The organism is Kitasatospora sp. NPDC054939 (assembly GCF_053610105.1).
Map to the genome: position 1 here is coordinate 2,451 of NZ_JBSGXP010000114.1, position 25,397 is coordinate 27,847.

A 25,397-nucleotide genomic window follows, 5' to 3' on the forward strand; every position below is an offset into this window, starting at 1 on the left:
GGGCCTCCTCGGCCCCCCACACCCCCCCCGCGGGGGTGGGTGCGGGGCGGGGGGGGGGGCCCGTGCGGGGGGCGGGGGCGGGCGGGTCCGGCGCCCCCGCCCCCCCCGCCGGTGGTGACGGGGTCGGCTCAGGTGGCGATGCCGCAGTACTGCTGCTGCTTGCCGATCGCCCGGTAGAGGCAGTCGGCGGTCTCCAGCAGCTTCAGGACGGCCTCCCGGTTGCGGCTGGTCTCCCGCGGGATGATCTCGTCGGGCGGGTAGAAGCCGCTGCTGCCGTTGGGGCCGGGGTACATCTCGAAGGTGTACGCCCAGATCTTGTGCACGCCCCACAGCCAGTCGTCGATGCTGCCGTCGGTGATGTAGAGGTCGCTGGACTGCTCGGGGGTGTAGCCGTTGGTGGCGGCCATGGTGCGGCCGAAGGTGGCGAAGGTTTTGGCCTCGTCGGCGGTCATGCCGGTGGCCGTGTCGGCGGTGGTCCAGCCGAACGGCCACAGCACCAGCTGGCTGTAGGTGTGGAAGTCGATGGCGGCGGTGATCTGCTGCTTGCCGCCGACGACCCGGCTGCGGACGAAGTCGGAGACGACCTTGGCCTCCTTGGCGGACTCGGGGGCGCTGCCCCGGTAGGTCTCGCTGGAGGTGGAGCCGGAGGAGCCGCCGCAGCAGCCCCACTTGTAGTTCCAGTTGCGGTTGAGGTCGGTGCCGACGTAGCTGCTGCCGGGGTTGGGCTGGCGGTCCTTGCGCCAGCTGCGGTAGCGGCCGGTGGCGATGTCGTACTCGCCGCCGTCGGGGTTGACGTCGGGGACGATCCAGATCTCGCGGGTGTCGACGACGTTCCTGATCCGGCTGTCGGTGGCGTACTTGTCGCCGAACTCGTGCAGCAGGTAGAGGGCCATCTCGACGGTGAGGTGCTCGCGGGCGTGCTGGTGGGCGGTGAAGAGCACCTCGGGTTCGGCCTCGTCGGCGGTGACGTTGTCGCTGATCTTGACGGCGACGATGTCCCGGCCTTCGGGGGTGGTGCCGATGACCTGCTTGCGCATGATGGCCGGGTACTTGGCCACCAGGGCGTTGATGTCGGCGGTGGCCTCCGCGTAGTTGTGGTAGCCGGAGTCGGCGGACGGGAAGTCGTACACGCCCTCCCGGGCCTCGGCGACGCCCGCGGGCGAGTCCTCGGCGTGCAAGGGGTCGGCCAGCCGGGCGGGGAGCCAGCCGAGGGCGCGCAGCCGGGCGGCCTCGGCGGCGGTCGCGGTGACCACGACGGAGGTGGGGCGGACGGCGTCGACGGAGGCTCCGGTGGCGGCGAGGGCGGTGCGTTCGGCGACCGTGCGGGGGCCTTCGATCAGGTACTGGTGGGGGGTGTCGTCGGCCACGGCGACGCCCGGCGGGGCGGGGTCGGGGGTGGCCTGGGCCTGGTTGGTGAGCGGTGCGGCGAGGGCGAGGGCGAGCAGCGCGGCGGTGACCGCGACCGGCTTGCCCCGGCGGCCGGACAGGCGCATGGCTGTCCTCCAGTGGGGGTCCGTGGTGCACGGAAGTGGGAGGAGGGTGCGGCGCGCGCCAGCATGATGGTGCTCTCATGTCATGGGTACGTCAAGAAGTGGGGAGGATCGGGAAGGAGAACGGGCGTCAGGAACGGCCGGGAGCCGCCCGATGGTCGAACATCCGCCCGGGGGCCGGAACTTCTCCCGCAGTTCGCCCGCCGGACACCCGGCGGGTGCGGAGGGCTCCTAGTCTGCGGGCGGTCGTCCCACCCGGCACCACCAGCAGCAGCGCATCCACCGACATGCGAGCAGAGGAGCATCCATGACGAACCGTCCGCTCGACGGCAGCCCGGAACCGCACGCCGAGGAGGGCGCCGCCTCGCGCCGGTGGTTCCTGCGGGCCACCGGGGCCGGACTGGGCGCCGCGGCCCTCGCGACGGCCGGCGCCGGCGAGGCGTTCGCCGACCGCGGGTCCGAGGACGAACGGGCGGGGGCCGACGGCCGGGCGGGTACCGACGGCCGACAGGGCGAGGACGGCGCCGAGCGCGGGGCGCAGCCGCAGGGCACCCGCCCGCCGGTGCGCACCGGCACCGGGCTGGACCGCCTGCCGCACCCGCTGGTGGTCGCCCACCGGGGTGCCAGCGGCTACCGGCCCGAGCACACCATCGGCGCGTACGAGCTGGCGCTGCAGCTGGGCGCGGACGTGATCGAGCAGGACCTGGTGCCGACCAAGGACGGCCACCTGGTGGTCCGGCACGAGAACAACATCGCCGAGACCACCGACGTGGCCGACCGCAGCGAGTTCGCCGGGCGCCGGACGACGAGGACCATCGACGGGCAGGCGCAGACCGGCTGGTTCACCGAGGACTTCACACTCGCCGAACTGCGCACCCTGCGGGCCAAGGAGCGGCTTCCGCAGCAGCGCCAGCGCAACACCCCGTACGACGGCCGGTGGCCGGTGCCGACCTTCCGCGAGGTCATGGAGTACGCGCAGAAGCGTTCGCGGCAGCTGGGCCGGGACGTGTGGCTGTACCCGGAGACCAAGCACCCGAGCTACTTCCGCTCGATCGGGCTGCCGCTGGAGGAGCGGCTGGCGGCCGAGTTGAAGCGCGGCGGGTTCGCGGGGCGCAAGGGGCGCGCGATCCTGCAGTCCTTCGAGCCGAGCAGCCTGCAGCGGCTCGCGAAGCTGGTCGACAACCCGCGGGTGCAGCTGCTGAGCGGTCCGACCAGCCGTCCGTACGACTTCGAACTCGCCGGGGACAAGCGGACGGTGGCGGACCTGGTGAAGCCCGAGGGGCTGCGCTGGATCGGGTCGTTCGCGCACGCGATCGGCCCGACGACGGTGCTGGTCGCGCCGGTCGACGCGACGGGCCGGCTGCAGCCGCCGACCACGCTGGTACGGGACGCGCACGCGGCCGGCCTGCTGGTGCACCCGTACACGGTGCGCAACGAGAACGGCTTCCTGCCGCTGGACCACCGCCGCGGCACCGACCCGGCCGCGTACGGGGACGCGATCGGCTGGGCGCGGTACCTCTTCGAGCAGGGCGTCGACGGCTTCTTCACCGACCAGGCGGACACCTCGCTGCTGGCCCGCCAGGACTTCTGGGCGGCGAAGGGCGCGGTCTGAGCGCGGGTCCACCGGCCTGAGCCGTAGAGGCCCGAAAGAGGCCCGGACGCACCGCAGGCCCCGGGCGGGGCGCACCCCCGGGGCCTGCACTCGTCCATGTCCTACCGGCCGACCGGGGTGTTGGTCGGCCGGGTCGGGCGGCCGGGCCGGGTCGGGTCGGTGTCACCCGGCCGGCCGGGCCAGGTGGCGATGTCGGTGGGCCGGCCCGGCAGCGGCGGGATGCCGGGCGTGCCCCCGGGGCTCGCGCCCGGCGTGCCGGGGGTGCCCGGGGTGGAGCTCGGGTCGCGCTTGGGCGGCGGGTCGGGGATGTGGACGGTGCGGAAGTCCGCCCGCGGCACGCCCCGCAGCGCCTGGTTCATCGCGGCCTGCCAGATCGGGCCGGGGCCGGTGGCGCCGAAGACCTCCTGGTGGTACTTGCCGCCGATGGTGATGTTCTTCATCGGCACGCCGCCGGCGGGGCCGCCGAGCCAGACCGAGGTGGCCAGGTTGGCCGTGTAGCCGCTGAACCAGGCGGACTTCTTCTCGTCGGTGGTGCCGGTCTTGCCGGCGATCTGGCGGCGGTCGTAGAGGTTGAGGTCGCGGCCGGTGCCGCCCTTCTCGGTGACCCCGAGCAGCACGGTGTTGAGCACGTCGGCGGTCTCCTCGGACATCGCCCGGCTGCACTGCGTCGGCGGGACCGGCACCTCGCGGCCCTCGACGGTGGTGATCCGGGTGACCGCCACCGGCGAGCAGTGGGTGCCCCGGGCGGCGAAGGTCGCGTAGACGTTGGCCATGGTGAGCGGCGACATCTCCTGGGTGCCCAGGCCCATGGCCGGCACCTCCTCCAGCGGCTTGCCGCTGGCCTTGCCGGAGATGCCCAGCTTGTTGGCCATCTGCTTGACGGCGCAGAGGCCGATCTCCTGCTCCATCTGCACGAAGTAGGTGTTGACCGAGAGCGCCATCGCCTCCTTGAGCTCGTACGGGCCGATCTCGCTCGCCGACTCGTTGGGGACGCTGCGCTGCTTCGGGTCCTTGGTGGTGTTCTTCCAGGTGCCCGAGCAGGTGCGCATGGTCGGCCAGTCCAGGCGGTTGGGCGAGGAGTACGACTGGGTGGGCGACAGGCCGGCCTCCAGCGCGGCGGCGGCCACGACCGGCTTGAAGGTCGAGCCGGGCTGGAAGCCGTTGCCGCCGCCCATCGCGGCGTCCACGTTGAGGTTGACCACGGTCTCGTTCCTGGCCTTGTCCAGGCCGTAGGGGCGGGTCTGGGCCATCGCCAGGATCCGGCCGGTGCCGGGCTGGACCATCGTCACGGCGGCCGACACCTGGTCGGTGACCCGGACCTTCTGGGTGACGGCGTTCTGCGCGGCGGCCTGCTTGTCCGGGTCCAGGGTGGTGTGGATGTTCAGGCCGCCGAGGTCCCAGAGCCGCTTGCGCTCGGCGGCGTTCTTGCCGAACGCCGGGTCCTGCTTGACCACCTGGCGCACGTAGTCGCAGAAGAAGCCCATCCCGGCGTTGGCGGTGATGCAGCCGTTGCGCGGCGCCTGGTACTTGAGGCCGAGCGGCGCGGCCTTCGCCTCCGCGGCCTGCAGCGCCGTCAGGTGCTTGTTCTCCACCATCTTGTCGATGACGGTGTCGCGGCGCTTCTGGGCGGCCTGCGGGTGCTGCCGCGGGTCGTACTGGGTGGGGTTCTGCACCAGGCCGGCGAGCGTGGCGGCCTCGGGGACGGTCAGGTCCTTGGCGCTCTTGCTGAAGTAGCGCTGCGCGGCGGCCTCGATGCCGTAGGACTGGTTGCCGTAGTAGGTGATGTTCAGGTAGTTGGTGAGGATCTGGTCCTTGGTCAGCTCCTCCTCCAGCTTGATGGCGTACTTCAGCTCCTGGATCTTGCGGCCGAGGGTCTTGCGCTGCGCCGCGAGCACGGCCTCCTTGTCGTCCCCGGCCATCTCCACGTGGACGTTCTTCACGTACTGCTGGGTGAGCGTCGAGGCGCCCTGGACGGTGGCCCCGCTCTCGGCGTTCTTCGATATCGCGCGCAGTACGCCCTTGAGGTCGACGGCGCCGTGCTCGTAGAAGCGGGCGTCCTCGATGTCGACCTGGGCCTGCCGGATCGTGGGGCCCATCTCCTCGGCGGTCAGGACCTTGCGGTTGCGCTCCCAGACGGTGGCGATCAGGCCGCCCTTGGCGTCGTAGATGGTGGTGGCCTGCGGCAGCGGCGGGGCCTTGAAGTCGGAGGGGATGTCCTCGAAGCTCTCCACGCCGCTCTTGGCGGTGAGCCCGAGCGCGCCGGCCGCCGGCAGCGCGAGGCCGGCGAGCAGGACGCCCGCGAGCGTGCTGTAACCGAGGAACTTCACGCCGTGGCCCACCAGCGCGAGCGGGGTTTCACGGCGCCGGGGACGTGGGACCCAGGTATCGCCCGGGCCCTGGGGCGGTATGGAGCGCGTCGGTGGCATGGAGGCACACTACGTCCGCAGGTCCCGGCCGTGGGACGGGTGTTCGTCGAGGTTTGTCACAACTCTGCGACAGCTCGGTCCCGGACGGGGTGTCGCCGCCCCGGGACGGCTCTCCCGAGGTCGGAACGGACCCGTCGCACCCTGCCGAAGGCGCGGTGCGCACCGCCGGACGCGCGTCAGGAACTGCGTTTCCGCTTCCGCAGGCCGAACACCGCGAGCACCACGGCGAGCAGGAAGACCACGCCCACCGCCCGGTCGGAGGGGCCGTCCGAGGAGTCGGCCGCGGCGCCGCCCGCAGCGGAGCCCTGGCCCGCGCCGGGGGTGGCGGTGCCGGCGGCCGCGCCCGGGGCGGCCGAGGGGGCGGGCGGTTCGGCGGTCGGCCGGACGGTGTCCGGGAGCTGGTCGTCGGCGAGCGGTGCGCGCCACACCTCGCTGCCCTTGCCCTCGGTGCCGTACAGCACGGCGCGGCCGTCGGCGGAGAAGCTGACGGACTCCCCCTGGCGCTGGAAGGGCGCGGTGAGCGCGGCGAGCCGGGCGGGCGCGCCGTCCCGCCAGCGGTAGAGGGTGGCGGAGAAGTAGCCGCGCAGCACCAGCCGGGTGCCGTCCGGGGAGAACGCGCCGTCGGTGACCCAGGGCGCGTCGGCGATCCGCCGGAAGGTGTTGACGCCGGTGGCGGCGAGCTTCTCCGGCCCCTGGTAGAGGGCGCCGCCGCCCTGGTTCTTGCTGGCGATGTACGCCCGCCCGGTGACCGGGTGCACCATCAGGGCCTCGGCGTCGCGCGGGCCGTCCTCGTAGCGGACCTTGTAGCGGACGGTGTCGACGGTCTGGTCGCGCAGTTCGGCGGGCTCGGCGAAGGCGTAGATCCACACCTCGGGCCACTTGCCGCCGAGGTTGTCGCCGATGTCGCCGAGGTAGAGCCGGCCGTCCGGGCCGGTGGAGATCGCCTCGACGTCGCGGGGCTGCACCCCGCGCAGGGTGAGCCGGGCGACCGTCCGGCCGGTGGCGTCGACGCCGTAGACGCACGGGCCGTCGTCGCTGTCGTTGTGGGTCCAGTGGACGCCGGGGTGGCGGATGCTCGCGGCGAGGCCGCTGGACTCGGTGATCCGCGGGTCCGCGATGGTGAACAGCGTCCCGGCCGGACCGGCGGCGCGGGCGGGCGGCGCGGCGGGCAGCACGGTGCAGACGGCCGCGAGCAGGGCCGCCGTCGCGGCCCGCAGGGTCGTTCCTCGGCTCGGCATCCCCGGCATCCTCCGCTCCCTCCGCACACGGCGATCCTGCCACGGCGGCGGGGGCCGCTGCGCCGCCCCGGGTTCTCGTCAGCTTGACGAGAACAGGGCGGGCGCAATATCGTCGTAGTGACGAAAAGGGGGCTCCACCATGGCCGACATCACCAAGCGCTTCGGACTGCGCCACCTGCGCGCCGTCCCCACCGCCCACATCCGCCACCTCAGCCGGGGCAAGGTCGCCCACGACGGCGCCGGCCTGGCGTTCTGGTTCCGCCCGCTCACCGCCGCCCTCTCCGAAGTACCGGTCGACGACCGCGAGCTGGCCATGCTGTTCCACGCCCGCACCTCCGACTACCAGGACGTCACGGTGCAGGCCACCCTCACCTACCGGATCACCGAACCCGCCGTCGCCGCCGCCCGCGTCGACTTCGGTATCGACCCCGACACCGGCGCCTGGCGCGCCGCCCCGCTCGACCAGCTCGCCACCCTGCTCACCGAGACCGCCCAGCAGCACGCCCTCGGACTGCTCGCCCGCACCCCGCTCGCCACCGCCCTCGTCGACGGCGTCGCCGCCGTCCGCGAGCGGATGGCCTCCGGACTCGCCGACGAACCGCGCATCACCGAGACCGGGATCGCCGTCATCGCCGTCCGCGTCGTCGCCCTGCGCCCCGAGCCCGAGGTCGAACGCGCCCTGCGCACCCCCGCCCGGGAACGCGTCCAGCAGGAGGCCGACCGCGCCACCTTCGAACGGCGCGCCGTCGCCGTCGAGCACGAGCGCGGCATCGCCGAGAACGAACTCGCCAACCGGATCGAACTCGCCCGCCGCGAGGAGCAACTGCTCGCCCAGCAGGGCGCCAACAGCCGCCTGGAGGCCGAGGAGAAGGCCGTCGCCGACCGCGTCCGCACCGAGGCCGAGGCCGAACGCCGCACCCGGCTCGCCACCGCCGAGGCCGAGGCCGCCCGCGCACTCGGCGACGCCCGCGCCGCCGCCGAGGCCGCCTGGCTCGCCGCCCACCAGCAGGCCGACCCCGCCGTGCTGCGCTCGCTCGCCCTGATGCGCTTCGCCGAGCACCTGCCCGCCATCGACAGCGTCACCCTGACCCCCGACGTGCTCACCGGGCTGCTCGCCAAGCTCGGCCGGCCGGCGGCCGACCGGTGACCCTCGCACCCCGGGCCGTCCTCGTCCACCGCCGCACCGAGTACGAGGAACTGATCGCCCACCACGGCACCCCCGGCCAGGCCGCCTTCTTCCTCTCCTCGCGCGGGCGCGACCTCACCGAGGTCGAGCAGCGCCACCGCCGGCAGGCCGGGGCGCTCGCCGCCGCCGCGGCGGCCGTCCCGCTCGACTGGCGGCGCACCCGGGTCGAACGGGCCGACCTGCCGCGCTTCCTCTTCGAACCCGAGGACGTGGTGGTCGTCGTCGGCCAGGACGGGCTGGTCGCCAACGCCGCCAAGTACCTGGCCGGCCAGCCCGTCGTCGGCGTCGACGCCGACCCCGGCCGCAACCCCGGCGTCCTGGTCCGGCACCGCGCCGACGCCCTCGCCGCCCTGCTGCCCGCCGCCGTCGCCCGCAGCGGCGCCGGCCACGTCGAGGAGCGCACCATGGTCGAGGCCGTCGCGGACGACACCCAGCGGCTGCTCGCCCTCAACGAGGTGTACGTCGGCCAGGCCGGCCACCAGACCGCCCGCTACCGGCTCTCGGTCGACGCCGCGGGCGGACCGGGCGAGCGCGCCGACGCCCCCGAGGCGCAGGCCTCCTCCGGGGTGCTGGTCGGCACCGGGACGGGCGCCACCGGCTGGTGCCGCTCCGCCTGGCTCGAACGCGGCGGCCCGATCGCCCTGCCCGCACCCACCGACGCCGCGCTCGCCTGGTTCGTCCGCGAGGCCTGGCCCTCCCCCGCCACCGGGACCGCCCGGGTCCACGGCCGGCTCGACGACGGCCGCCGGCTCGTCCTCACCGTGGAGTCCGACCACCTGGTCGCCTTCGGGGACGGCATCGAGAGCGACGCCCTCGACCTCTCCTGGGGCCAGACCCTGCGAATCGGCCCCGCCGCAGAACGCCTCCGCCTGCTGGGCTGAACCCGTCGCCGGGCGGCACCGGCCTCCGTCCGCCGGGGCCGATCCCGTCCCCGAGCGGCACCGACCTCTGGGCCGATCCCGTCCCCGAGCGGCTCACCCCGCCGGGGGAGGCGGATCGCCCCGCGGCACGATCCGCCCAGCGGCCGGCCCCGGGAGGCTGGACGCATGGAGATCACCGCAGCCGCCACGACCCGCACCCCCGCGCCCCGCTGGGCGACGGCCACCGCCCGCGCCATCCCCTGGCTCGGCCTGCCGGTCTGCCTCTGGCGGCTGCCGATCGGGTTCGGTTCCACCATGGGCATGGACCTGCCGCCGATCGCCCAGCCGCTCTGGATCACCGTGCCGTACGTCCTGGCGCTCAGCGTCCTCTCCGAGGTGTTCGGGCTGCTCTGCGGCGCCCTGGTGCAGCCCTGGGGCGAGACCGTGTCGCCGCGCGTGCCGGTCCTGCGCGGGCGCCGCATCCCGCCCGCCGCGGTGATCGTCCCGGCCGCGCTGGCCGGGCTCGCCCTCACCGCGCTCTCCGTCGACTGGGTACTCACCACCTTCGGCCTGGCCGGCTTCGAGGACGTCGGCTGGACCGGCCCCTGGTGGCAGGGGCTCGCCGTGGCGGTCACCGGCCTGTTCGCGCTCTGGGGACCGCTGGTGCTCGCCCTCACCTTCGCCTACTACCGGCGGCGCTGCGGACGGCCCTCGGCGGGCGTGCGGCCGACCGGTCCGGCCGGGCTCACGGCAGCGTGAGGATGCGCGGGCCGTCCTCGGTGATCGCCACCGTGTGCTCGACGTGGGCGGCGCGGGAGCCGTCCGTGGTGCGCAGCGTCCAGCCGTCGGCGTCGGTGAGGTAGTCGGAGCCGCCGCCCGCCATGAGCATCGGCTCGACGGCCAGCACCAGGCCCGGCCGCAGCGGGTAGCCCCGGCCGGGCCGGCCCTCGTTCGGGACGGACGGGTCCTCGTGCATCCGGCGGCCGATGCCGTGCCCGCCGAAGCCCTCCGGCAGGCCGTAGCGGCCGGCCCGGGCGACGGAGGAGATCGCGTGCGAGATGTCGCCCATCCGGTTGCCCACCACCGCCGCGGCGATACCGGCCGCCAGGGCCCGGCGGGCCGCGTCGATCAGGGCGAGGTCGGCCGGACGCGGGGTGCCGACGACGAAGCTGACGGCCGCGTCGCCGGCCCAGCCGTCCAGGACGGCGCCGCAGTCGATGCTGACCAGGTCGCCGTCGCGCAGCCGCCGGCCGTCCGGGATCCCGTGTACCACGGCGTCGTTGACGGAGGCGCAGATCACCGCCGGGAACGGCACCGGTGCGAACGAGGGCCGGTAGCCCAGGAACGGCGAGGACGCCCCGGCCGCCCGCAGCACCCCGCGCGCCACCTCGTCCAGCTCCAGCAGGCTCACCCCGACCCCCGCCGCCGCCTCCACCGCGGCCAGCGCCTGCGCGACCACCCGCCCCGCCTCCCGCATCGCAGCGAGCGCGCTCGGCGACTTGAGCTCGACCATGCCTGTGACTCCCTCCGGGTACCCAATTCTTATACCGGTATTTCTATCACGGTCGAGAGCTGCTGGTGCCGCCGCGCGGCGAGCGGGCTGGCGGCGCGGGCGGGGTAGCGACCCCGGGCGCGGCGGGCGGGGCCGCCGCGCAGCGGGGCGGAACGGAACCCCCGGGCTGCGGGCGGCGCTACGATCGGGGCATGGTGAGGACTCCGCTGACTCCTTGGGAGCGTGAGCGCGGCGAGCGCTTCGGTGCGTTGCTGCGCGAGGCGCGCGGTGAGCGCAGCATGGTGGAGGTGGCCGCCGTGGCGGGCGTCTCGTCGGAGACCCTGCGCAAGATCGAGACCGGCCGCGCCCCGACCCCGGCCTTCTTCACCGTCGCCGCACTGGCCCATGCGCTGGGCCTCTCGCTGGACGACCTGGTCGCCGCGTGCACCCTCCCCGAGGAGGGCCCGGAGGCGCTGTCCGCCTGATCGGCACCCCGCGGACACACGGGCACACGGACGACGCCGCCCCGGCCGAAGGGGCGGCGTCGTGGTGTCGGTGGCGGGCCCGCGGGCCCCGTTCAGGCGGTGATGCCGCCGTCGAGGACGAGGTCGGCGCCGACGGTGTAGCCGGCCTCGTCGGAGGCGAGGTGGAGGACGGCGGCGGCGATCTCCTCGACCGCCCCGGCCCGGCCGACCGGGACGGAGCCCTTCATCCGGTCGTTCTTGTCGGCGGCGCTCTCCCCGGGCAGCGAGGACATCGGGGTGTCGACCGGGCCGGGGCTGACGGTGTTGATCCGCACGCCGTCGGCGATGTGGTCGCGGGCCGCGGCGCGGGTGAGGACGGTCAGGGCGGCCTTGGTGGCGGCGTACGCACCGAGGTTGCCCACCCGCACGTGGGTGCCGAGGTTGGAGGAGATGTTGACGACGGCGCCGCCGCCGTTGGCCCGCAGGTGGGCTATCTGGTGCTTCATGGCGAGCCAGGTGCCGGTGAGGTTGGTGTCGAGGATGTGCCGCCAGTCGTCCTCCTCGATGTCGGCGACGGGCCCGATGGCGGCGAGGACGCCGGCGTTGTTGACGGCGACGTCCAGGCGGCCGAACTCGGCGACCACCTCGCGGACCAGCCGGGCGGCGTCCTCGCCCCGGGTGACGTCGGCGACGACGGCCGCGGCCCGACCGCCCTCGGCCTCGATGAGGGCGACGGTCTCGGCGAGCTTGGCGCCGGTGCGTCCGGCGACGGCGACGGCGGCCCCTTCGCGGGCGAAGGCGAGGGCGATGCCCCGGCCGATTCCGGAGCCGGCGCCGGTGACGAGGACGGTCCGGCCGGTGAAGCGCGCGGTCATGAGCGGTACTCCTTGTGGTGGTGGTGAACTTCGGTGCGGACGGGACGGGTTGCGGGTCGGGCGAGGACGGCGACGGCCACCGCGGTGAGCGCCAGCCCGGCCGCCGCGGCGGCGAAGGCGGCGGCGTAGCCCCCGACGACGCTGGGGCGGGTGGCGGCGAGCGCCATCAGGGCGGCGAGCACGGTGGTCGGGCCGAGTTCCATCGCGGTGTTGAGCAGTCCGGCGGCGAGGCCGGTGCGGTGCTGCGGGACTCCGGCGGTGGCCAGGACGGCCGCTCCGGCGAAGGAGAGCGCGGCGCCGGCGGGCAGCAGCAGGAGTCCGGGCAGCAGTCCGGTGGTGTACGGGGTGGCCGGGTCGAGCCGGGCGAGCACGGCCGACCCGAGGGCGGCGACGGCGAGTCCGGCGGCGGTGACCGGGCGGGCGCCGTACCGGGCGATCAGCGGTCCGGCGGCGCGTCCGGCGGCCAGCAGGACGGCGGCGTACGGGACGAAGGCGGCCGAGGTGGCCAACGGGCCGTGTCCGCGGACCTGTTGGAGGTAGAGGGCGATCAGCAGGAAGCCGAGGGCGGTGCCGGCGGCGGTGGCCATGACGGCGAGCAGGGCGGTGGCCCGGGTGCGGTCGGCGAGGAAGCCGGCCGGGAGCAGCGGGTCGGGTGCCCGGCGTTCGACGGCGGCGAAGCCGGTCAGCAGCAGGCCGCCGAGGAGCAGCGGGGCCAGGACGGCCGGCTCGCGCCAGGGGTGTTCGCCGTACTGGACCAGGCCGAGGCTGAGGGCGCAGATGCCGGTGGCGGCGAGTGCGGCGCCGGGCAGGTCGAGCGGGCGGGGGCGGTCGGTGCGGTCGCCGGGCGCGGGCCGGGCGGCCGGGAGCAGCCGTCCGGAGAGGGCGAGTGCCGCGGCGGCGACCAGGATCGGGACGGCGAACAGCCAGCGCCAGGTGGTCCAGGCGGCGACCACCCCGGAGAGCAGGTTGCCGCAGGTCGCGCCGAGGACGGAGAGTCCGCCCCAGCCGGCCATGGCGCGTCCGTAGGCGGCGGGTTCGGGGAGGAGCGCGCGGACGACGGCGACGGCGGCGGGTGCGGCGAGGGCGGCGCCGACGCCCTGGGCGAGGCGTGCGGCGAGCAGGGTGGCGTAGCCGGGGGCGAGGGCGGCCAGGACGGAGGCGGCGGCGAGGACGGCGAGGCCGATCCGCAGCAGTCGGCGTCCGCCGTGCCGGTCGGCGAGCCGGCCGCCGAGCAGCAGCAGCGAGCTGAACGAGAGCCCGTAGGCGGCGCTGATCAGCAGGACGCCGGAGGGGCCGAGCCCGAACTCGCGGGCCACCAGGGGCAGGGGCACCGAGAGGATCATGATCGTGAAGATCAGGACCGCTTGGACGGCGCCGAGCACGGCGAAGCCGGCCCGCACGGCGGAGCCCGTTCGTCCGGGCGCAAGGTCCGCGGGTATGAAGTCCGCGGGCGCGAGGTCCGCGGCCATGAGGTCCGCAGGCATGAGTCCCCCCAACTATAATTACCGTTCGGTCCAATATCAGGGCAGCAGGAGCCCAGGACGGAGAACCGGCGAACGCCGGACCGGCCGGACCGGTCAGTCCAGCAGCGCGAGCGCCGTCTCGGCCGCGTCCCGCAGCCGGACCGCCCCCTCGCCGGTCTTGCCGACCACCCGCATCCCCTGCAGCAGCACCACCAGCATCCGCGCCAGCGCCTGCGGGTCGCGGCCGGCCGGCAGCTCCCCCTGCGCCCCGGCACGCACCAGGGCGCCACTGAGCATGGTCTCCAGACAGCCCCAGCTGGTCTCCACCCGACGCGCCACCACCGGGTCGTGCGGGGCGAGTTCGACCGCCGTGTTGGCGATGAAGCAGCCCCGCTTCAGACTGTCCTCGGCCGACTCGGCGGCGTACCGGCGGACCAGCCCGCGCACGGCGGGCAGCACCGGCCCCGGCTGCGAGAGCTCGGCCAGCAGGAGGGGCTCGTTCAGCTCCCCGTAGCGCTCCAGCGCCCGCAGGTACAGTTCGCGCTTGCTGCCGAAGGTGCCGTAGATGCTGGCCCGGGCGATGCCCAGCTCCTCGACCAGGTCGGCCATCGAGGTCGCCTCGTAGCCGCGCCGCCAGAACAGCTCCAGGGCCGACTGCAGGGCGGCGTCCGGGTCGAATTCCTTGGTCCGTGCCATGACTGGACCCTACGCTTATCCAGATCGATCGGTCAAGAATCCCCCCGCCCCCTCGCGGGCCGCCCCGCACCGGGCCGCCCGGGGATCGGGGCGGCCCGGGAGCCGCCGGGCGGTCCTCCCCCGGGGCGGGGCGGGCCGCCCGGCCCCGGCTCAGGCCTCGGTCGGCAGGGGCGGCTCGACCGCGAGCGGTGCACTGCTGCGGGCCCGGTGCTGGGCCGCCCAGGTGGTGAGCGCGACCGTGCAGGCATGGTCCAGGTGGCGCAGTCCGGACCAGTCCAGTTCCACCGGGCGGTCGCCCGGCAGCCGTTCCAGGGTGTCCAGAAGCCGGGGCAGCCGCAGGAAGGTCGCGTTGCCGCTGAGCCGCACCCGCAGGCCGTCGACCGTGCCCGGGGCCTCGTCCACGCCGATCTGCAGCTGCGAGGTCTGCCAGGCGGACTTGACCACCGCCAGGACGACGCCGAGCAGCACCCCCTCGAACAGGTCGGTGGCGATGATCGCGACCGCCGTGACGACCAGGACGACCGCCTCGCCGCGGTGCTCGCGCGCCAGGCCGGCGAGGTGGCGCACCGGGACGAGCTTGGCGCCGGCGTGCACCAGGACGGCGGCGATCGCGGCCAGCGGGATCAGCCCGAGGGCGGCGGGCAGCAGGGCGGCGAACAGCAGCAGCCAGGCACCGTGCAGCACCCGCGAGGCCTTGGTGCGGGCGCCCGCATGGACGTTGGCCGCGCTGCGGACGATCACCGCCGTCATCGGCAGCGCGCCGAGCAGCCCGCAGAGCGTGTTGCCGACGCCCTGGGAGGCCAGTTCGCGGTCGTAGTCGGTGCGCGGGCCGTGGTGCATCCGGTCCACGGCGGCGGCGCTGAACAGGGTCTCGGCGGAGGCGATCAGGGTGAAGGCGAGCAGGGTGCCGAGCCCGGCCGCACCGGTCAGCACTCCGAAGGCGTCGCCGTCGGGCAACGCGACCACGTCGAGCAGCCCCTCCACCCGGACCCGCGCCACCGGCAGGTCGCCGAGGGCGGTCGCGGCGGCGGCCAGGCCGACGGCGGCGAGCGGGGCGGGCAGCAGCCGGGCGCGGGCGGGCAGGTGCTTCCAGAGCAGCAGGACCAGCAGGGTGCCGGCGCCGACCAGGACGGCGGTGCCGGCGGCGGCGCCGGTGAGCACGTCGTGCAGCAGCGCGGGGAGTCCGGCGATCTTCTCCGGGCCGGTCGCCGGGGCCCGGCGGTCGGCCATCGCGTAGAGCTGCCCGGAGAGCAGGGTCAGCCCGATGCCGGCCAGCATGCCGTGCACCACGGAGGCCGACATGGCCCGGAACCAGCGGCCCAACCGCAGGGCTCCCATGGCGAGTTGGAGCACGCCGGTGGCGAGGACGAGCACCCCGAGGGCGGCCTGGCCGAACTGCTGGACGGCCTCCAGGACGAGCACGGTGAGCCCGGCGGCGGGGCCGCTGACCTGGAGGCTGCTCCCGGGCAGCGATCCGACGACCAGCCCGCCGACGATGCCGGTGACCAGTCCGAGTTCGGCGGGCACGCCCGAGGCGACCGCGACGCCGACGCAGAGCGGCACGGCGACCAGGAAGACCACCAGCGAGGCGGGCAGGTCGCACTTCCACGGGACGGCGCGCAGCGGGCGCAGCGCGAGGACGACGGGGTTGCGGGCGCGGACGACGCGACGGAGGCGGGGACGGCCGGGCGGGGGGTTGCGGCGGGGGCGGCCCGGCGGGCTCTTGGCAGGGTGCATGGCGGCGGTTCCTTTCGCGCGTCGGCTGCCCGCGGACGCGCAGGTGGTGGGGACGGCGCGGCCGGCCGCGGGATTCGCACGGGGTGGACGGCCCACGGGGTGGACGGCCTGCAGGGGCGACAACGGGGCGACGGGCGTCCGGGTGACGCGGGCGGCCGTCGGGGCGTCGGAGGCGGGTCGGGTCCGACCGGGGGCGGGCCCGCCGGTCCGGTGACGACGGAACGGGCTCGCCGGCCCTGGGCGGGGCGTGACCGCCGGCGTCCCCCCGCCCCCGGTCGATCCCAAATCCCCCTGCCACGGCCCTAGTTGAGAATGACAATCATGACGGCCCGGCGTGCCACCGACGGTAACCGGCGGCCGGTCGGCGGCCAAGCCCGGGCACCGTCCCTTCACTCCGGCGGCACACCGGCTCCGCTTCCGGGCCCGAATCCGCGTGCTCGACGGGCACACCAGTTCGCCGGACGGGCAGGTATACGAACCGCATCCACCCGGACGCCATTGCAGCAATCCACGAGGCGGTGGCGCGGAGCGGGCCGGCGCACTGGAGGAAGCGCGCCTGGAGCATCGGCGCAGGTCGTGGCAGCCTGGCCGGACACCCCCAGAACTTCAACACTTCGTTGAATCCCCCTTGACGCCCCACCGGGCCCGACCCTACTTTGTTTCCGCATATAGAAACCGTTCTTCCGTATCGTGGAATTGGAGATGAGCCCTCCGAGCCACACGGGCCGACGCAGGAGAGACCCCGATGCCTCGTATGACCGCCGCTGCCGCGGCCGTGGAGATCCTCAAGCGCGAGGGCGTTGACCAAGCGTTCGGCGTGCCCGGCGCCGCGATCAACCCCTTCTACCGCGAGCTCAAGAACGTCGGCGGCATCCACCACACGCTGGCCCGCCACGTCGAGGGCGCCTCGCACATGGCCGAGGGCTACACCCGGGCCCGGGCCGGCAACATCGGCGTCTGCATCGGCACCTCCGGCCCGGCCGGCACCGACATGATCACCGGCCTGTACTCGGCCATCGCGGACTCCATCCCGATCCTCTGCATCACCGGCCAGGCCCCGGTCTCGAAGCTCCACAAGGAGGACTTCCAGGCCGTCGACATCGCCTCGATCGCCAAGCCCGTCACCAAGGCCGCCACCACCGTCCTGGAGGCCGCGCAGGTCCCCGGCGTGTTCCAGCAGGCGTTCCACCTGATGCGCTCCGGCCGCCCCGGCCCGGTCCTCATCGACCTGCCGATCGACGTCCAACTGACCGAGATCGAGTTCGACCCCGAGACCTACGAGCCGCTGCCGGTCTACAAGCCGTCCGCGACCCGCGCCCAGGCCGAGAAGGCCATCCGCTTCCTGCTGGAGTCGGAGCGCCCGCTGATCGTCGCCGGCGGCGGCATCATCAACGCCGACGCCTCGGACCTGCTGGTCGAGTTCGCCGAGCTCACCGGCGTCCCGGTCATCTCCACCCTGATGGGCTGGGGCACCATCCCGGACGACCACGAGCTGTCCGCCGGCATGGTCGGCGTCCAGACCGCGCACCGCTACGGCAACGCGACCTTCCTGGAGTCGGACTTCGTCCTCGGCATCGGCAACCGCTGGGCCAACCGCCACACCGGCTACAACATGGACGCCTACACCAAGGGCCGCACGTTCGTCCACGTCGACATCGAGCCGACCCAGATCGGCAAGATCTTCGCGCCGGACTACGGCATCGCCTCCGACGCCAGGGTCGCGCTGGAGCTGTTCGTCGAGATCGCCAAGGAGCTCAAGGCCGCGGGCACCCTCCCCGACTTCAGTTCCTGGGCCGCCTCCGCCCAGGAGCGCAAGGCCACCCTGCAGCGCCGCACGCACTTCGACAACATCCCGATCAAGCCGCAGCGCGTCTACGAGGAGATGAACAGGGCGTTCGGCCCGGAGACCCGCTACGTCACCACCATCGGCCTCTCCCAGATCGCCGCCGCCCAGTTCCTGCACGTCTACAAGCCGCGCCACTGGATCAACTGCGGCCAGGCCGGCCCGCTCGGCTGGACCATCCCGGCCGCCATCGGTGCCGCCACCGCGGACCCGGAGACCCCGATCGTCGCGATCTCCGGCGACTACGACTTCCAGTTCATGATCGAGGAGCTGGCGGTCGCCGCCCAGCACCAGGTCCCCTACGTCCACGTCCTGGTCAACAACGCCTATCTGGGCCTGATCCGCCAGGCGCAGGGCAACCTGGGCATCAACTTCGAGGTCAACCTCGAATTCGACAACATCAACACCCCGGAGCTCGGCGGCTACGGCGTCGACCACGTCAAGGTCGCCGAGGGCCTGGGCGTCAAGGCCATCCGCGTCACCGACCCGGAGCAGCTCGGCGCCGCCTTCGAGGAGGCCAAGAAGCTCGCCGCCGAGCACCGCGTCCCGGTCGTCGTCGAGGCCATCCTGGAGCGCATCACGAACATCGCGATGAGCAAGACGGTCGACATGAGCGACGTCACCGAGTTCGAGGAGATCGCCACCCTGCCGGAGCACGCCCCGACCGCCATCAAGACCCTCAAGGTCTGATCCCCCGGAGGCCGAGCCGCTCCGGCCCCCGAACGCCCGGGTCCGGCCGTCCTGTGAAGCACCCCGCACAGGACGGCCGGGCCCGGCGCGTTTCCCGGGCCCCGACGGGCTTCCCGGCTCCGGCACGCCTCGAAGGCCCGGCACGCTTCAGGCTCCCGGCACCCGGCCGGCCGTAGCCGGTCCGAGGGCCAGGACCTCAGCGGCGGCAGGTGTAGGTGAAGGAGGCGGCCGCGCTGTGCGGCTGCGGCGAGCGGACCTCCACCGTCGCCGTCGCCCGCATCGTCCCCGGCCCGTCGAAGGTCCAGCGCAGCACCACGTCCACCCGGCGCTGCCCCGCCCGCACCGGCTGCGACAGTTCGCCGGAGGCCGTCCCGTCGCTGCGCAGCCAGCGATAGCGGACCGTCCCCGCCCGGCCGTTGGTGGCGACCGCCGCCGTCAGCACCGCGGTGCCGCCGCAGCCCGGTCCGGCCGCCGGGTCGACCGTGACCGCGACCCCGGTGACCGCCAGCGGCGGTTCGGCCCGGCAGCGGTCGAGCAGGGCCAGGAGCGCCAGCAGGACGGCCGCCGGCACCAGCCAGCGCAGCGCCCGGCGGCTGCGCCGGTGCTCCGGTTCCGGCGGCGGGGCCGCGCCGTGCCAGGCCGCGGCGGCCCGCGGCGGCACCCCGGGGCCGAACCGGCGCACCTCACCCGGACCGGCGGGCGGGCCGGCGGCGGCTGATCCGGGCGGGATCTCGGGTGCCCGGTCGGCGACCGGCCCCGGGCCGGGTGCGGGCACGGTGGCCGCCGGATCGACCCCGGGCGGCCCGTACGGGGCCGTCGGGCCGCCCGACGACCACACGGTCGGATCCAGAAAGGTCGCGCTCGCGGGGTCGTCGTCGGGCTCGGCGCCCCGGTGCGGCGGCGGGCCGGGCCGGGCACCGCCGCCGTCGTACCGGAAGGTCTCGTCGTCGGGGCCGTACCCCGGTCTGGGCATGGACATCAGGTCTCCCCGGAGGTGGCGGGCCGGTGGGATCAGCCGGGTCCGTAGCAGTCGGGCCCGTACAGCTCCCGATAGGTGGTCTGCGGGGTGCCGGCCGCCGGGGTGGTGGTGATCTCCAGGGCCCACCAGTACTGGTTGCCGTACTCGCCGAAGACCTGGCGCACGGTGCGGAGGTTGGTGCCGGTGCCGAGCGTCAGCGTCTCCCGCCGGACGGTGTCCCGGGGAGTGCCGGCGCCCGCGTGGCGCTTCCAGACCACGGTGAGCACGGCCCCGGGCGGTCCGGAGGCGACGGCCCTGAGGTCGGCCTCCATGCCGGTCCGGTTGTAGCAGCGGACGGCGTCGATGTTCAGCACGCCCACCCGGACGGGCACCGGCGGCGGGGTGGTGGGCGGGGTCGTCGGTGGCGTGGTCGGCGGGGTCGTCGGGGGCTGGGTGGGCTTCGTCGGCCCGGTGGTGGGCGTCGGCGGCGGCGGGGTGGTCCGGGTCGGACCGGGCGGCGGCGGGGGCGTGGACCGCGTCTGCCGCGGGGAGGGCGAGGGCGACGGACCCGGCGACGGCGGTCGGCTCTGCGTCGTACTGCCGGACGGGGACGGCGACGGGGACGGGCCCGGTGCGGGCGGAGTCCCCGGCGGCGGCGGCGCGGAATCCGAGGCGCCCCCCGACCCGAAGGACGCCGACCCCCAGGGCCCCGGCGGCCCCGGCGAACCGGTCGGCGGCCCCAGGACGGTGGTCGCGTACGGCATCGGATCGCCGAGCTCCGTACGGCCGGAGCCGCCGACCCCCGCCAGGGCGACCCCGGCCAGCGTGGCCGCCCCGAGCGCACCGAGCGCCAGACCGGTGACCACCTGCGTGCGGCGGGTCAGCCGCTGCCGGACCGCCCGGTGCCGCAGGCCGCCCCGTCTTCGGGTGCTCCGCACCGCGGAGGCGCCCGCCCCGGGCGGCGGGGCGGCCAGCTCGGTGTGCGCGAGCGCGATCGAACCGTCGTCGCCCGTGCCCTTCACCCCGCGCGGGAGCAGCAGGGCGAGCAGGGCCACCAGGGCGGCCAGTTCGGCCCGCCCGCGCTCCTCCCACTCCCGGCCGTACGCCGCCTGCGCGACCGCCTCCAGCCGGGCGACGAACTCGGCCGCCCCCGGTGGACGGTCGCCAGGCTGCTTCGCCAGCCCCGCCCGGATCAGCTCGCGGACCGGCTCCGGCGCCAATTCGTCCCGGACCCGGTCCCAGGTGTGCTGGAGCGCCAGCACCTCCCTGGTGGCGCCGGTGAACGGCCGCTCGCCGGTCACGCACTCGAAGAAGGTGGCGGTCGCCGCGTACACGTCGCCGGCCGGGGAGGCGGGCTGCCCGGCCCACAGCTCCGGCGCCAGGTAGGCCGGGGTGCCGGAGACGTCCCGGTCGTGCCCGGCCGGCACGGCGATGCCGAAGTCGACCAGCTTGGAGACGCCCTCCGTGTCGACGAGCACGTTGGCGGGCTTGTAGTCCCGGTGGACCAGCCCGGCCGCGTGGGCGGCGGCCAGGCCGAGCAGCGAGCCCTTGAGCACGACGAGCGCCGCCTCGGGCGTGGTGGCGCCCTCCGAACGGAGCAGCGAGCGCAGCGCGATGCCGTCCACCAGCTCCATCACGATCGCCGCGTGCGGGCCGCTCTCCACGTACTCGTAGAGCCGGGTGACGTGCGGCGAGTCGACCAGCGCCAGGACCTGCGCCTCCTCGCGCAGCGCGGGGTTGTCCGCGGAGCGGTGCAGGTACTTGATGGCGACCGGGGTGCCGGTGGCGTCGTGGTGCGCCAGGACGACCCGCCCGCTCGCCCCCCGGCCGAGCTGCGCGCCGTGCGTGTAGTCCGACAACTGCCAGTCACCGGAGTCGGGCCGGTCGTGCAGTTCGTCCTGCGGTGCGTCCCGCGGTCCGTCCTGCGGTGCGTCCCGCCGCCGGTCCTGCGGCACGTCGTGCGCGTCGTGCGGTCGGTGGTCCTGTCCGTACTCGTCCCGCGCCATCGCGAACCCCTCCGTCGGGCATGGCCGGGCCGCCGCGGGCGGGGCGGCCGATGCGTTCGACGCCCGGGTACGCGCCCCGGTTCCTGCCCCGCGCGAGTGACATCGGGGCAGGTCGGACGGGTCGTACACGGTCCCGGAGGGTTCCCGCAGGCAGCGGGCCCGGGGCCGGCGCGGGGCGGGTCCGGGACCGGCTGGGACGCGGAGGCGCGCACGGGGTTGCGCGCGGAGCGGCGGTCGCCCCCCTCGCGCGCGGCTGCCACCCCGCCCGACCCCGAATGCGCCGGGGCAGGGGGCGGGGCGGGGCGGCCCGGTCCCACGCCGGGAAGGGGGTCAGGGTCAGGCGCAGTGGTAGGCGAAGGTGGTGGAGGAGGTGCGGGTGCCCGGCGAGAGGATTTCCAGGGTCGCGGTGTTCTGCAGCTCGCCCCGGCCGTCGAAGCTCCAGCGCAGCACCAGGTCCGTCCGGTGGGTACCGGAGCGGACGTCCTGGACGAGCTCGCCCGAGGTCGTGCCGTCGCTGCGCACCCAGCGGTAGCGCAGCGGGCCGGCGCCGCCGTTGGTGTCCACCGCGGCCGTCACCACCGCCGTGCCGCCGCAGCCCGGCCCCGCCGGATCGGTGGAGACGGCGACCCCGGTGACCGCCAGCGCGGGCGCGGAGAACCGCCAGTAGAGCAGGGCCAGCACCGCGAGCAGCACGGCCACCGGCACCAGCCAGCGGCCGACCCGGCGCCGCTTGCGGGGCGGCTCCTCCACCGGCACCGCCTCGCCGTGCCACACGGCCGCGGCCTGCGGCGGGACACCGGGGCCGAACCGCCGCAGCTGCTCGCCGGAGGTGAGGGGCTGCTCGTCCCGACCGTCCTCGACCAGCGTGGTGCCCAGCGTGGCGGTGGCGACCGGGACGGGGACGCCGGCGACGGGGGCGACGGCACCGGGGGCGGCCGGAGCCGCGCCGGTCGGTGTGGTGGGCAGGGTCTCCCCCGGCTCGGCCGGGGCGCCCCAGACCCGCGGGTCCAGGAAGGTGGCACTCGCGGGCTCCGCGCCGTCCAGCCGCACGGTGGCTTCGAGATCGACACCGGCCGCACCCGCTCCCGGGGGTGCGAGCCGCACGGTCTCCTCGGCCGCCCCCGCAGCTGCGGGGGCGAGGCGCACGGTCTGCTCCGCGTCGCCCGGCCCGGCGGGCGCAAGGCGGACCGTCTGCTCCGCCGCACCGGCATCGGCGGGGGCGAGGCGCACGGTCTCCTCGACGCCGCCCGGCCCGGCAGGGGCGAGGCGCACGGTCTCCTCGGCACCGACCGGCTGGGACGCGGCGTCGGGGCGGGGGGTGGACATGGGTTCTCCAGACAGCAGGGGTCGGTCGGGTTCGGGGCTGGGTTCGGGGCCGGGGGTCCGACGGATCAGCGCGGCACGTCGCAGAGGTAGGAGGAGATCTCGGCCGAGCCCCTGGGCGTCCGCAGGGCTCCCGGCGAGGTGCTCACCTGCACGCCCCAGACCGCGGCGGTGGAACCGCTGAAGGAGTGGGTGCGGGTGAGGGTGACCCGGCCCGCCGTGATCGGGACCTGCTCGGTCCCGACGATCACCTTCTTGCTCGTCCCGCCCGCGCTCTGGTACCAGCTCACCGTGAGCGTCCCGCTGCTGCCGGCGCCGTCCGCGGCGACGGTGATGTTGCTGGTCAGGCTCCACCGGCCCCAGCAGCTCAGCGAGTCCACGTTCACCGAGGTGACCCGGACGGTGGGGGTAGGCGTCTGGGTCGGGGTCGCGGTGCCGAGGGTCGGCGACGGGGGTGCGGTGGGGGTGCCCGGTGCGGGGGTGCCGGGTGCGGCGCCGCCGGGGGCCGGCGGGGCGACCGTGCCGGGGGCGCCACCGCCGGGGGCGGTCGCGGTGGGCTTGGGCGTCTTGCCGGTGGGCGAGGCGCCGACGCTCGGGGAGCCGGAGGACGCCGAGGCGGAGGGCGACGCGGACGGCGAGGCGCTGTCGGTGCTCGCCTCGGGGCTCGGTCCGGCCGACTCGCTGCCGGTCGCCGAGGGCCCGTCGGCGGGGGTGGGTGCGCCGAGGTTGGTGGTCGCCGTCGGGGAGGCGCCGCCGACCACCGTGCGGCCGTCGCCGTCGGCGGCTCCGGCCAGGGCCATCCCGGCGAGCGAGGCCAGGGTGACGGTGCCGGCCGTGACACCGGCCAGCACCTTCCCCCGGCGGCCGATGCGGGCGGCCTTCCGCGGCACGGAGTACCGGATCGGGGTGGTCACCGCTCCGGTCCCGGGCGCGGCGCCGCCGCTCGACCCGGCCGCGCCGTTCGCGCCCCCCGGCGCGTCGGTCCCGGCCACGCTGGTGTGGGCGAGCGAGGTGCCGCCGCCCGCCGCGCCACCGCCGCCGGGGAGCAGCAGGGCGAGCAGCGCGACCAGGGCGGCGAGGTCGCGGCGGCCCTTCTCCTCCCACTGCGGCCCGTACCCGGCGACCGCCACCTCCTCCAGCCGGCCGACCAGGGCCGCGGCGCCCTCGGGTCGGGCCTCCGGGTCCTTGGCGAGCCCGGCGAGGATGAGCGGCCGGACGGCGTCCGGGGCCTGTTCGGCCGGGATGGGCGCCTCGGTGTGCTGGACGGCGAGTTCGGCGAGCGTGCTGCCGCCGAACGGGCGGGCGCCGGTGAGGCACTCGAAGAACGTCGCGGTGGCCGCGTACACGTCGGCGGCGGGCGAGGCGGGCTGTCCGGCCCACTGCTCGGGCGCCATGTAGGCGGGGGTGCCGGAGACGTCCCGGTCGGCGCCGCTGGGCACCGCGATGCCGAAGTCGACCAGCTTGGAGACGCCGGCCGAGTCGACGAGCACGTTGGCGGGCTTGTAGTCCCGGTGGACGACGCCCGCCGCGTGTGCTGCGGCCAGGCCGAGCAGCGAGCCCTTGAGCACGACGAGCGCCGCCTCGGGCGTGGTGGCGCCCTCCTCCCGCAGCAGGCCGCGCAGCGCGATGCCGTCGACCAGCTCCATCACGATGGCGGAGCCGCGCGCGCCCTCGACGTACTCGTAGAGCCGGGTGACGTGCGGCGAGTCGATCCGGGCGAGGACCTGGGCCTCCTCGCGCAGCGCGGGGGTGCCGGCCGAGCGGTGCAGGTACTTGATCGCGACGGGGGTGCCGGTCTCGCGGTGCCGGGCCCGGACGACGCGTCCGCTGGCGCCGGCTCCGAGCTCCTGCTCGTGCTCGTAGTCGGGGAGCTCCCAGGGGCGCTCGTCCTCCACCACGGGCTGCGGCGCCTCCTGCGGCGCCTCCTGCGACGCTTCCTGCACGGCCTCGGCGCGGTCGGCCTTGCTCAGACTGTCCGTGCCGCCGTCCGTGCCGGTGCCGCCCCCGGCGGTGCTGTTCTCGGCGGGGCCGTCCGCGTCCCCGTGCTTCTTCTGTATGCCGTCGTCCATCGTGAAACCGCTCTCCCCGTCACTGCCCTGCTCGGCCCTGCGGCGACGCACCCTACGGCACGGCGACCGGTGCATGGGACGCGCCCCGTCGTCAACGGGTTCCGGGCCGGACGCGCCGGTCGATCACGATTCGGGTGCTTCGCACACGGTGGCAACTGGTTCGCCCCGGAAGGGCGTTCACCTGCGAAGTCGGTTCCGGGAACACCGGCGCACCCGGCGTGGTTGTGCGGCGCGGGGCCCGCCCGGGCGCGCCCCCGCAAGGTCGCGTGCGAAACTTCGCAGGACCGCGCGACACCCCCCGACAACCACCAGGGAGACCCCGTGAGCCTGTACGACATCCCGCTGCGCACGCTGTCCGGCGAGGCCGCCTCGCTGGCCGACTACAAGGGCAAGGCGCTGCTGCTGGTCAACGTCGCGTCCAAGTGCGGCCTGACCCCGCAGTACGCGGGCCTGGAGCGGCTGCAGGAGCGGTACGCCGGTCGCGGCTTCACCGTGCTGGGCTTCCCGTGCAACCAGTTCGCCGGGCAGGAGCCGGGCAGCGCCGAGGAGATCCGGACCTTCTGCTCGACCACGTACGGCGTGACCTTCCCGCTGTTCGAGAAGCTCGACGTGAACGGCGACGACCGGCACCCGCTGTACGAGGTGCTGACCCGCACCGCCGACGCCGAGGGCCAGGCGGGCGACGTGTCCTGGAACTTCGAGAAGTTCCTGGTCTCCCCGGACGGCACGGTGGCCGCCCGGATCCGCCCGCGCACCGAGCCGGAGGCGGCCGAGGTGATCGCCGCGATCGAGGCCGTCCTGCCGGCCTGAACCGCTCCGCCGGCGCGACGGCGGCGACCGGGCGCCGGCCGAAACCGGAGTACCGGGCCGGACACCGATCGCGGGACCGGACCGCCGGACGCCCGGCCGGCGCCGGACCGCCGAACGCCGGACGCCGCACCGAGGGCCCGGGGGCAGCTGCCCCCGGGC

19 protein-coding genes are annotated in these 25,397 nt (G+C 75.3%); 7 read left to right on the forward strand and 12 right to left on the reverse strand.

The genetic code is table 11. The features are described 5' to 3' along the window. Window positions 1-128: 128 nt before the first annotated feature. Window positions 129-1,493 (reverse strand): M14 family metallopeptidase, encoded by a 1,365-nt coding sequence (locus ACWGB8_RS27220; RefSeq protein ID WP_452216245.1) that lies wholly within the window; start codon window positions 1,491-1,493, stop codon window positions 129-131. 304 nt (window positions 1,494-1,797) lie between these two features. Here ACWGB8_RS27220 and ACWGB8_RS27225 point away from each other — a divergent pair, with 304 nt between their 5' ends. Then, complete coding sequence (locus tag ACWGB8_RS27225; protein ID WP_452216246.1) at window positions 1,798-3,102, forward strand: glycerophosphodiester phosphodiesterase; 1,305 nt, start codon at window positions 1,798-1,800, stop codon at window positions 3,100-3,102. 101 nt (window positions 3,103-3,203) lie between these two features. On the opposite strand, the gene ACWGB8_RS27230 is transcribed toward ACWGB8_RS27225, so the two are convergent. Then, window positions 3,204-5,429: a transglycosylase domain-containing protein gene (locus ACWGB8_RS27230; protein ID WP_452216247.1), complete on the reverse strand. Its 2,226-nt coding sequence runs from the start codon at window positions 5,427-5,429 to the stop codon at window positions 3,204-3,206. A gap of 275 nt (window positions 5,430-5,704) precedes the next feature. Then, window positions 5,705-6,766 (reverse strand): hypothetical protein, encoded by a 1,062-nt coding sequence (locus ACWGB8_RS27235; protein WP_452216248.1) that lies wholly within the window; start codon window positions 6,764-6,766, stop codon window positions 5,705-5,707. A gap of 139 nt (window positions 6,767-6,905) precedes the next feature. Here ACWGB8_RS27235 and ACWGB8_RS27240 point away from each other — a divergent pair, with 139 nt between their 5' ends. From ACWGB8_RS27240 to ACWGB8_RS27250, 3 genes are all read left to right on the forward strand, one after another. Then, window positions 6,906-7,913 carry an SPFH domain-containing protein gene (locus tag ACWGB8_RS27240; RefSeq protein ID WP_452216249.1) on the forward strand — a complete coding sequence of 336 codons (1,008 nt, stop codon included), beginning with the start codon at window positions 6,906-6,908 and terminating at the stop codon, window positions 7,911-7,913. Then, window positions 7,910-8,833, forward strand: coding sequence for a hypothetical protein (locus ACWGB8_RS27245; protein ID WP_452216250.1), 924 nt, complete (start codon window positions 7,910-7,912; stop codon window positions 8,831-8,833). The genes ACWGB8_RS27240 and ACWGB8_RS27245 overlap by 4 nt, the downstream gene beginning before the upstream one ends. A 165-nt stretch (window positions 8,834-8,998) precedes the next feature. Next, on the forward strand, window positions 8,999-9,571 hold the full coding sequence (locus ACWGB8_RS27250) for a hypothetical protein (RefSeq protein ID WP_452216251.1): 573 nt from the start codon (window positions 8,999-9,001) through the stop codon (window positions 9,569-9,571). On the opposite strand, the gene map is transcribed toward ACWGB8_RS27250, so the two are convergent. Then, window positions 9,558-10,325: a type I methionyl aminopeptidase gene (gene map, locus ACWGB8_RS27255; protein ID WP_452216252.1), complete on the reverse strand. Its 768-nt coding sequence runs from the start codon at window positions 10,323-10,325 to the stop codon at window positions 9,558-9,560. The two genes, ACWGB8_RS27250 and map, sit on opposite strands and share 14 nt — an antisense overlap. A 191-nt stretch (window positions 10,326-10,516) precedes the next feature. Here map and ACWGB8_RS27260 point away from each other — a divergent pair, with 191 nt between their 5' ends. After that, window positions 10,517-10,789 carry a helix-turn-helix domain-containing protein gene (locus ACWGB8_RS27260; protein ID WP_452216253.1) on the forward strand — a complete coding sequence of 91 codons (273 nt, stop codon included), beginning with the start codon at window positions 10,517-10,519 and terminating at the stop codon, window positions 10,787-10,789. A 92-nt stretch (window positions 10,790-10,881) separates the two neighbouring features. On the opposite strand, the gene ACWGB8_RS27265 is transcribed toward ACWGB8_RS27260, so the two are convergent. The 4 genes from ACWGB8_RS27265 to ACWGB8_RS27280 all read right to left on the reverse strand — a co-directional run bounded on the left by ACWGB8_RS27265 (window position 10,882) and on the right by ACWGB8_RS27280 (window position 15,539). Continuing rightward, the gene (locus ACWGB8_RS27265) at window positions 10,882-11,643 is read right to left on the reverse strand and encodes an SDR family NAD(P)-dependent oxidoreductase (protein ID WP_452216254.1); all 762 of its coding nucleotides are present in this window, start codon (window positions 11,641-11,643) and stop codon (window positions 10,882-10,884) included. Further along, complete coding sequence (locus tag ACWGB8_RS27270; protein ID WP_452216255.1) at window positions 11,640-13,127, reverse strand: MFS transporter; 1,488 nt, start codon at window positions 13,125-13,127, stop codon at window positions 11,640-11,642. The genes ACWGB8_RS27265 and ACWGB8_RS27270 overlap by 4 nt, the downstream gene beginning before the upstream one ends. A 93-nt stretch (window positions 13,128-13,220) precedes the next feature. Next, on the reverse strand, window positions 13,221-13,802 hold the full coding sequence (locus ACWGB8_RS27275) for a TetR/AcrR family transcriptional regulator (RefSeq protein WP_452216256.1): 582 nt from the start codon (window positions 13,800-13,802) through the stop codon (window positions 13,221-13,223). A gap of 150 nt (window positions 13,803-13,952) precedes the next feature. After that, window positions 13,953-15,539, reverse strand: coding sequence for a SulP family inorganic anion transporter (locus ACWGB8_RS27280; protein ID WP_452216257.1), 1,587 nt, complete (start codon window positions 15,537-15,539; stop codon window positions 13,953-13,955). Window positions 15,540-16,293: 754 nt separating this feature from the next. Between ACWGB8_RS27280 and gcl the strand changes: the two genes are divergently transcribed. Then, window positions 16,294-18,072: a glyoxylate carboligase gene (gene gcl / locus ACWGB8_RS27285; RefSeq protein WP_452216263.1), complete on the forward strand. Its 1,779-nt coding sequence runs from the start codon at window positions 16,294-16,296 to the stop codon at window positions 18,070-18,072. Window positions 18,073-18,268: 196 nt separating this feature from the next. Here gcl and ACWGB8_RS27290 read toward each other — a convergent pair whose 3' ends face one another. The 4 genes from ACWGB8_RS27290 to ACWGB8_RS27305 all read right to left on the reverse strand — a co-directional run bounded on the left by ACWGB8_RS27290 (window position 18,269) and on the right by ACWGB8_RS27305 (window position 24,428). Continuing rightward, window positions 18,269-19,051, reverse strand: coding sequence for a hypothetical protein (locus ACWGB8_RS27290; RefSeq protein ID WP_452216258.1), 783 nt, complete (start codon window positions 19,049-19,051; stop codon window positions 18,269-18,271). A gap of 32 nt (window positions 19,052-19,083) precedes the next feature. Continuing rightward, complete coding sequence (locus ACWGB8_RS27295) at window positions 19,084-21,036, reverse strand: serine/threonine-protein kinase (RefSeq protein ID WP_452216259.1); 1,953 nt, start codon at window positions 21,034-21,036, stop codon at window positions 19,084-19,086. 336 nt (window positions 21,037-21,372) lie between these two features. Beyond that, window positions 21,373-22,362, reverse strand: a complete 990-nt coding sequence (locus ACWGB8_RS27300; protein WP_452216260.1) for a hypothetical protein — start codon at window positions 22,360-22,362, stop codon at window positions 21,373-21,375. 65 nt (window positions 22,363-22,427) lie between these two features. After that, window positions 22,428-24,428: a serine/threonine-protein kinase gene (locus ACWGB8_RS27305; RefSeq protein WP_452216261.1), complete on the reverse strand. Its 2,001-nt coding sequence runs from the start codon at window positions 24,426-24,428 to the stop codon at window positions 22,428-22,430. 321 nt (window positions 24,429-24,749) lie between these two features. On the opposite strand from ACWGB8_RS27305, the gene ACWGB8_RS27310 reads away from it, so the two are divergent. Further along, window positions 24,750-25,238: a glutathione peroxidase gene (locus ACWGB8_RS27310; RefSeq protein ID WP_452216262.1), complete on the forward strand. Its 489-nt coding sequence runs from the start codon at window positions 24,750-24,752 to the stop codon at window positions 25,236-25,238. Window positions 25,239-25,397 lie beyond the last annotated feature (159 nt).

Excerpts from the sequence above, each read along its gene's own strand:
- ACWGB8_RS27225 (WP_452216246.1), top strand. The coding sequence starts at position 1,798 with ATGACGAACCGTCCGCTCGACGGCAGCCCGGAACCGCACGCCGAGGAG.
- ACWGB8_RS27240 (WP_452216249.1), top strand. The coding sequence starts at position 6,906 with ATGGCCGACATCACCAAGCGCTTCGGACTGCGCCACCTGCGCGCCGTC.
- gcl (WP_452216263.1), top strand. The coding sequence starts at position 16,294 with ATGACCGCCGCTGCCGCGGCCGTGGAGATCCTCAAGCGCGAGGGCGTT.
- ACWGB8_RS27275 (WP_452216256.1), bottom strand. The coding sequence starts at position 13,802 with ATGGCACGGACCAAGGAATTCGACCCGGACGCCGCCCTGCAGTCGGCC.
- ACWGB8_RS27235 (WP_452216248.1), bottom strand. The coding sequence starts at position 6,766 with ATGCCGAGCCGAGGAACGACCCTGCGGGCCGCGACGGCGGCCCTGCTC.
- map (WP_452216252.1), bottom strand. The coding sequence starts at position 10,325 with ATGGTCGAGCTCAAGTCGCCGAGCGCGCTCGCTGCGATGCGGGAGGCG.
- ACWGB8_RS27265 (WP_452216254.1), bottom strand. The coding sequence starts at position 11,643 with ATGACCGCGCGCTTCACCGGCCGGACCGTCCTCGTCACCGGCGCCGGC.
- ACWGB8_RS27290 (WP_452216258.1), bottom strand. The coding sequence starts at position 19,051 with ATGTCCATGCCCAGACCGGGGTACGGCCCCGACGACGAGACCTTCCGG.
- ACWGB8_RS27305 (WP_452216261.1), bottom strand. The coding sequence starts at position 24,428 with ATGGACGACGGCATACAGAAGAAGCACGGGGACGCGGACGGCCCCGCC.
- ACWGB8_RS27270 (WP_452216255.1), bottom strand. The coding sequence starts at position 13,127 with ATGCCTGCGGACCTCATGGCCGCGGACCTCGCGCCCGCGGACTTCATA.
- ACWGB8_RS27295 (WP_452216259.1), bottom strand. The coding sequence starts at position 21,036 with ATGGCGCGGGACGAGTACGGACAGGACCACCGACCGCACGACGCGCAC.
- ACWGB8_RS27300 (WP_452216260.1), bottom strand. The coding sequence starts at position 22,362 with ATGTCCACCCCCCGCCCCGACGCCGCGTCCCAGCCGGTCGGTGCCGAG.
- ACWGB8_RS27220 (WP_452216245.1), bottom strand. The coding sequence starts at position 1,493 with ATGCGCCTGTCCGGCCGCCGGGGCAAGCCGGTCGCGGTCACCGCCGCG.
- ACWGB8_RS27280 (WP_452216257.1), bottom strand. The coding sequence starts at position 15,539 with ATGCACCCTGCCAAGAGCCCGCCGGGCCGCCCCCGCCGCAACCCCCCG.
- ACWGB8_RS27250 (WP_452216251.1), top strand. The coding sequence starts at position 8,999 with ATGGAGATCACCGCAGCCGCCACGACCCGCACCCCCGCGCCCCGCTGG.
- ACWGB8_RS27260 (WP_452216253.1), top strand. The coding sequence starts at position 10,517 with ATGGTGAGGACTCCGCTGACTCCTTGGGAGCGTGAGCGCGGCGAGCGC.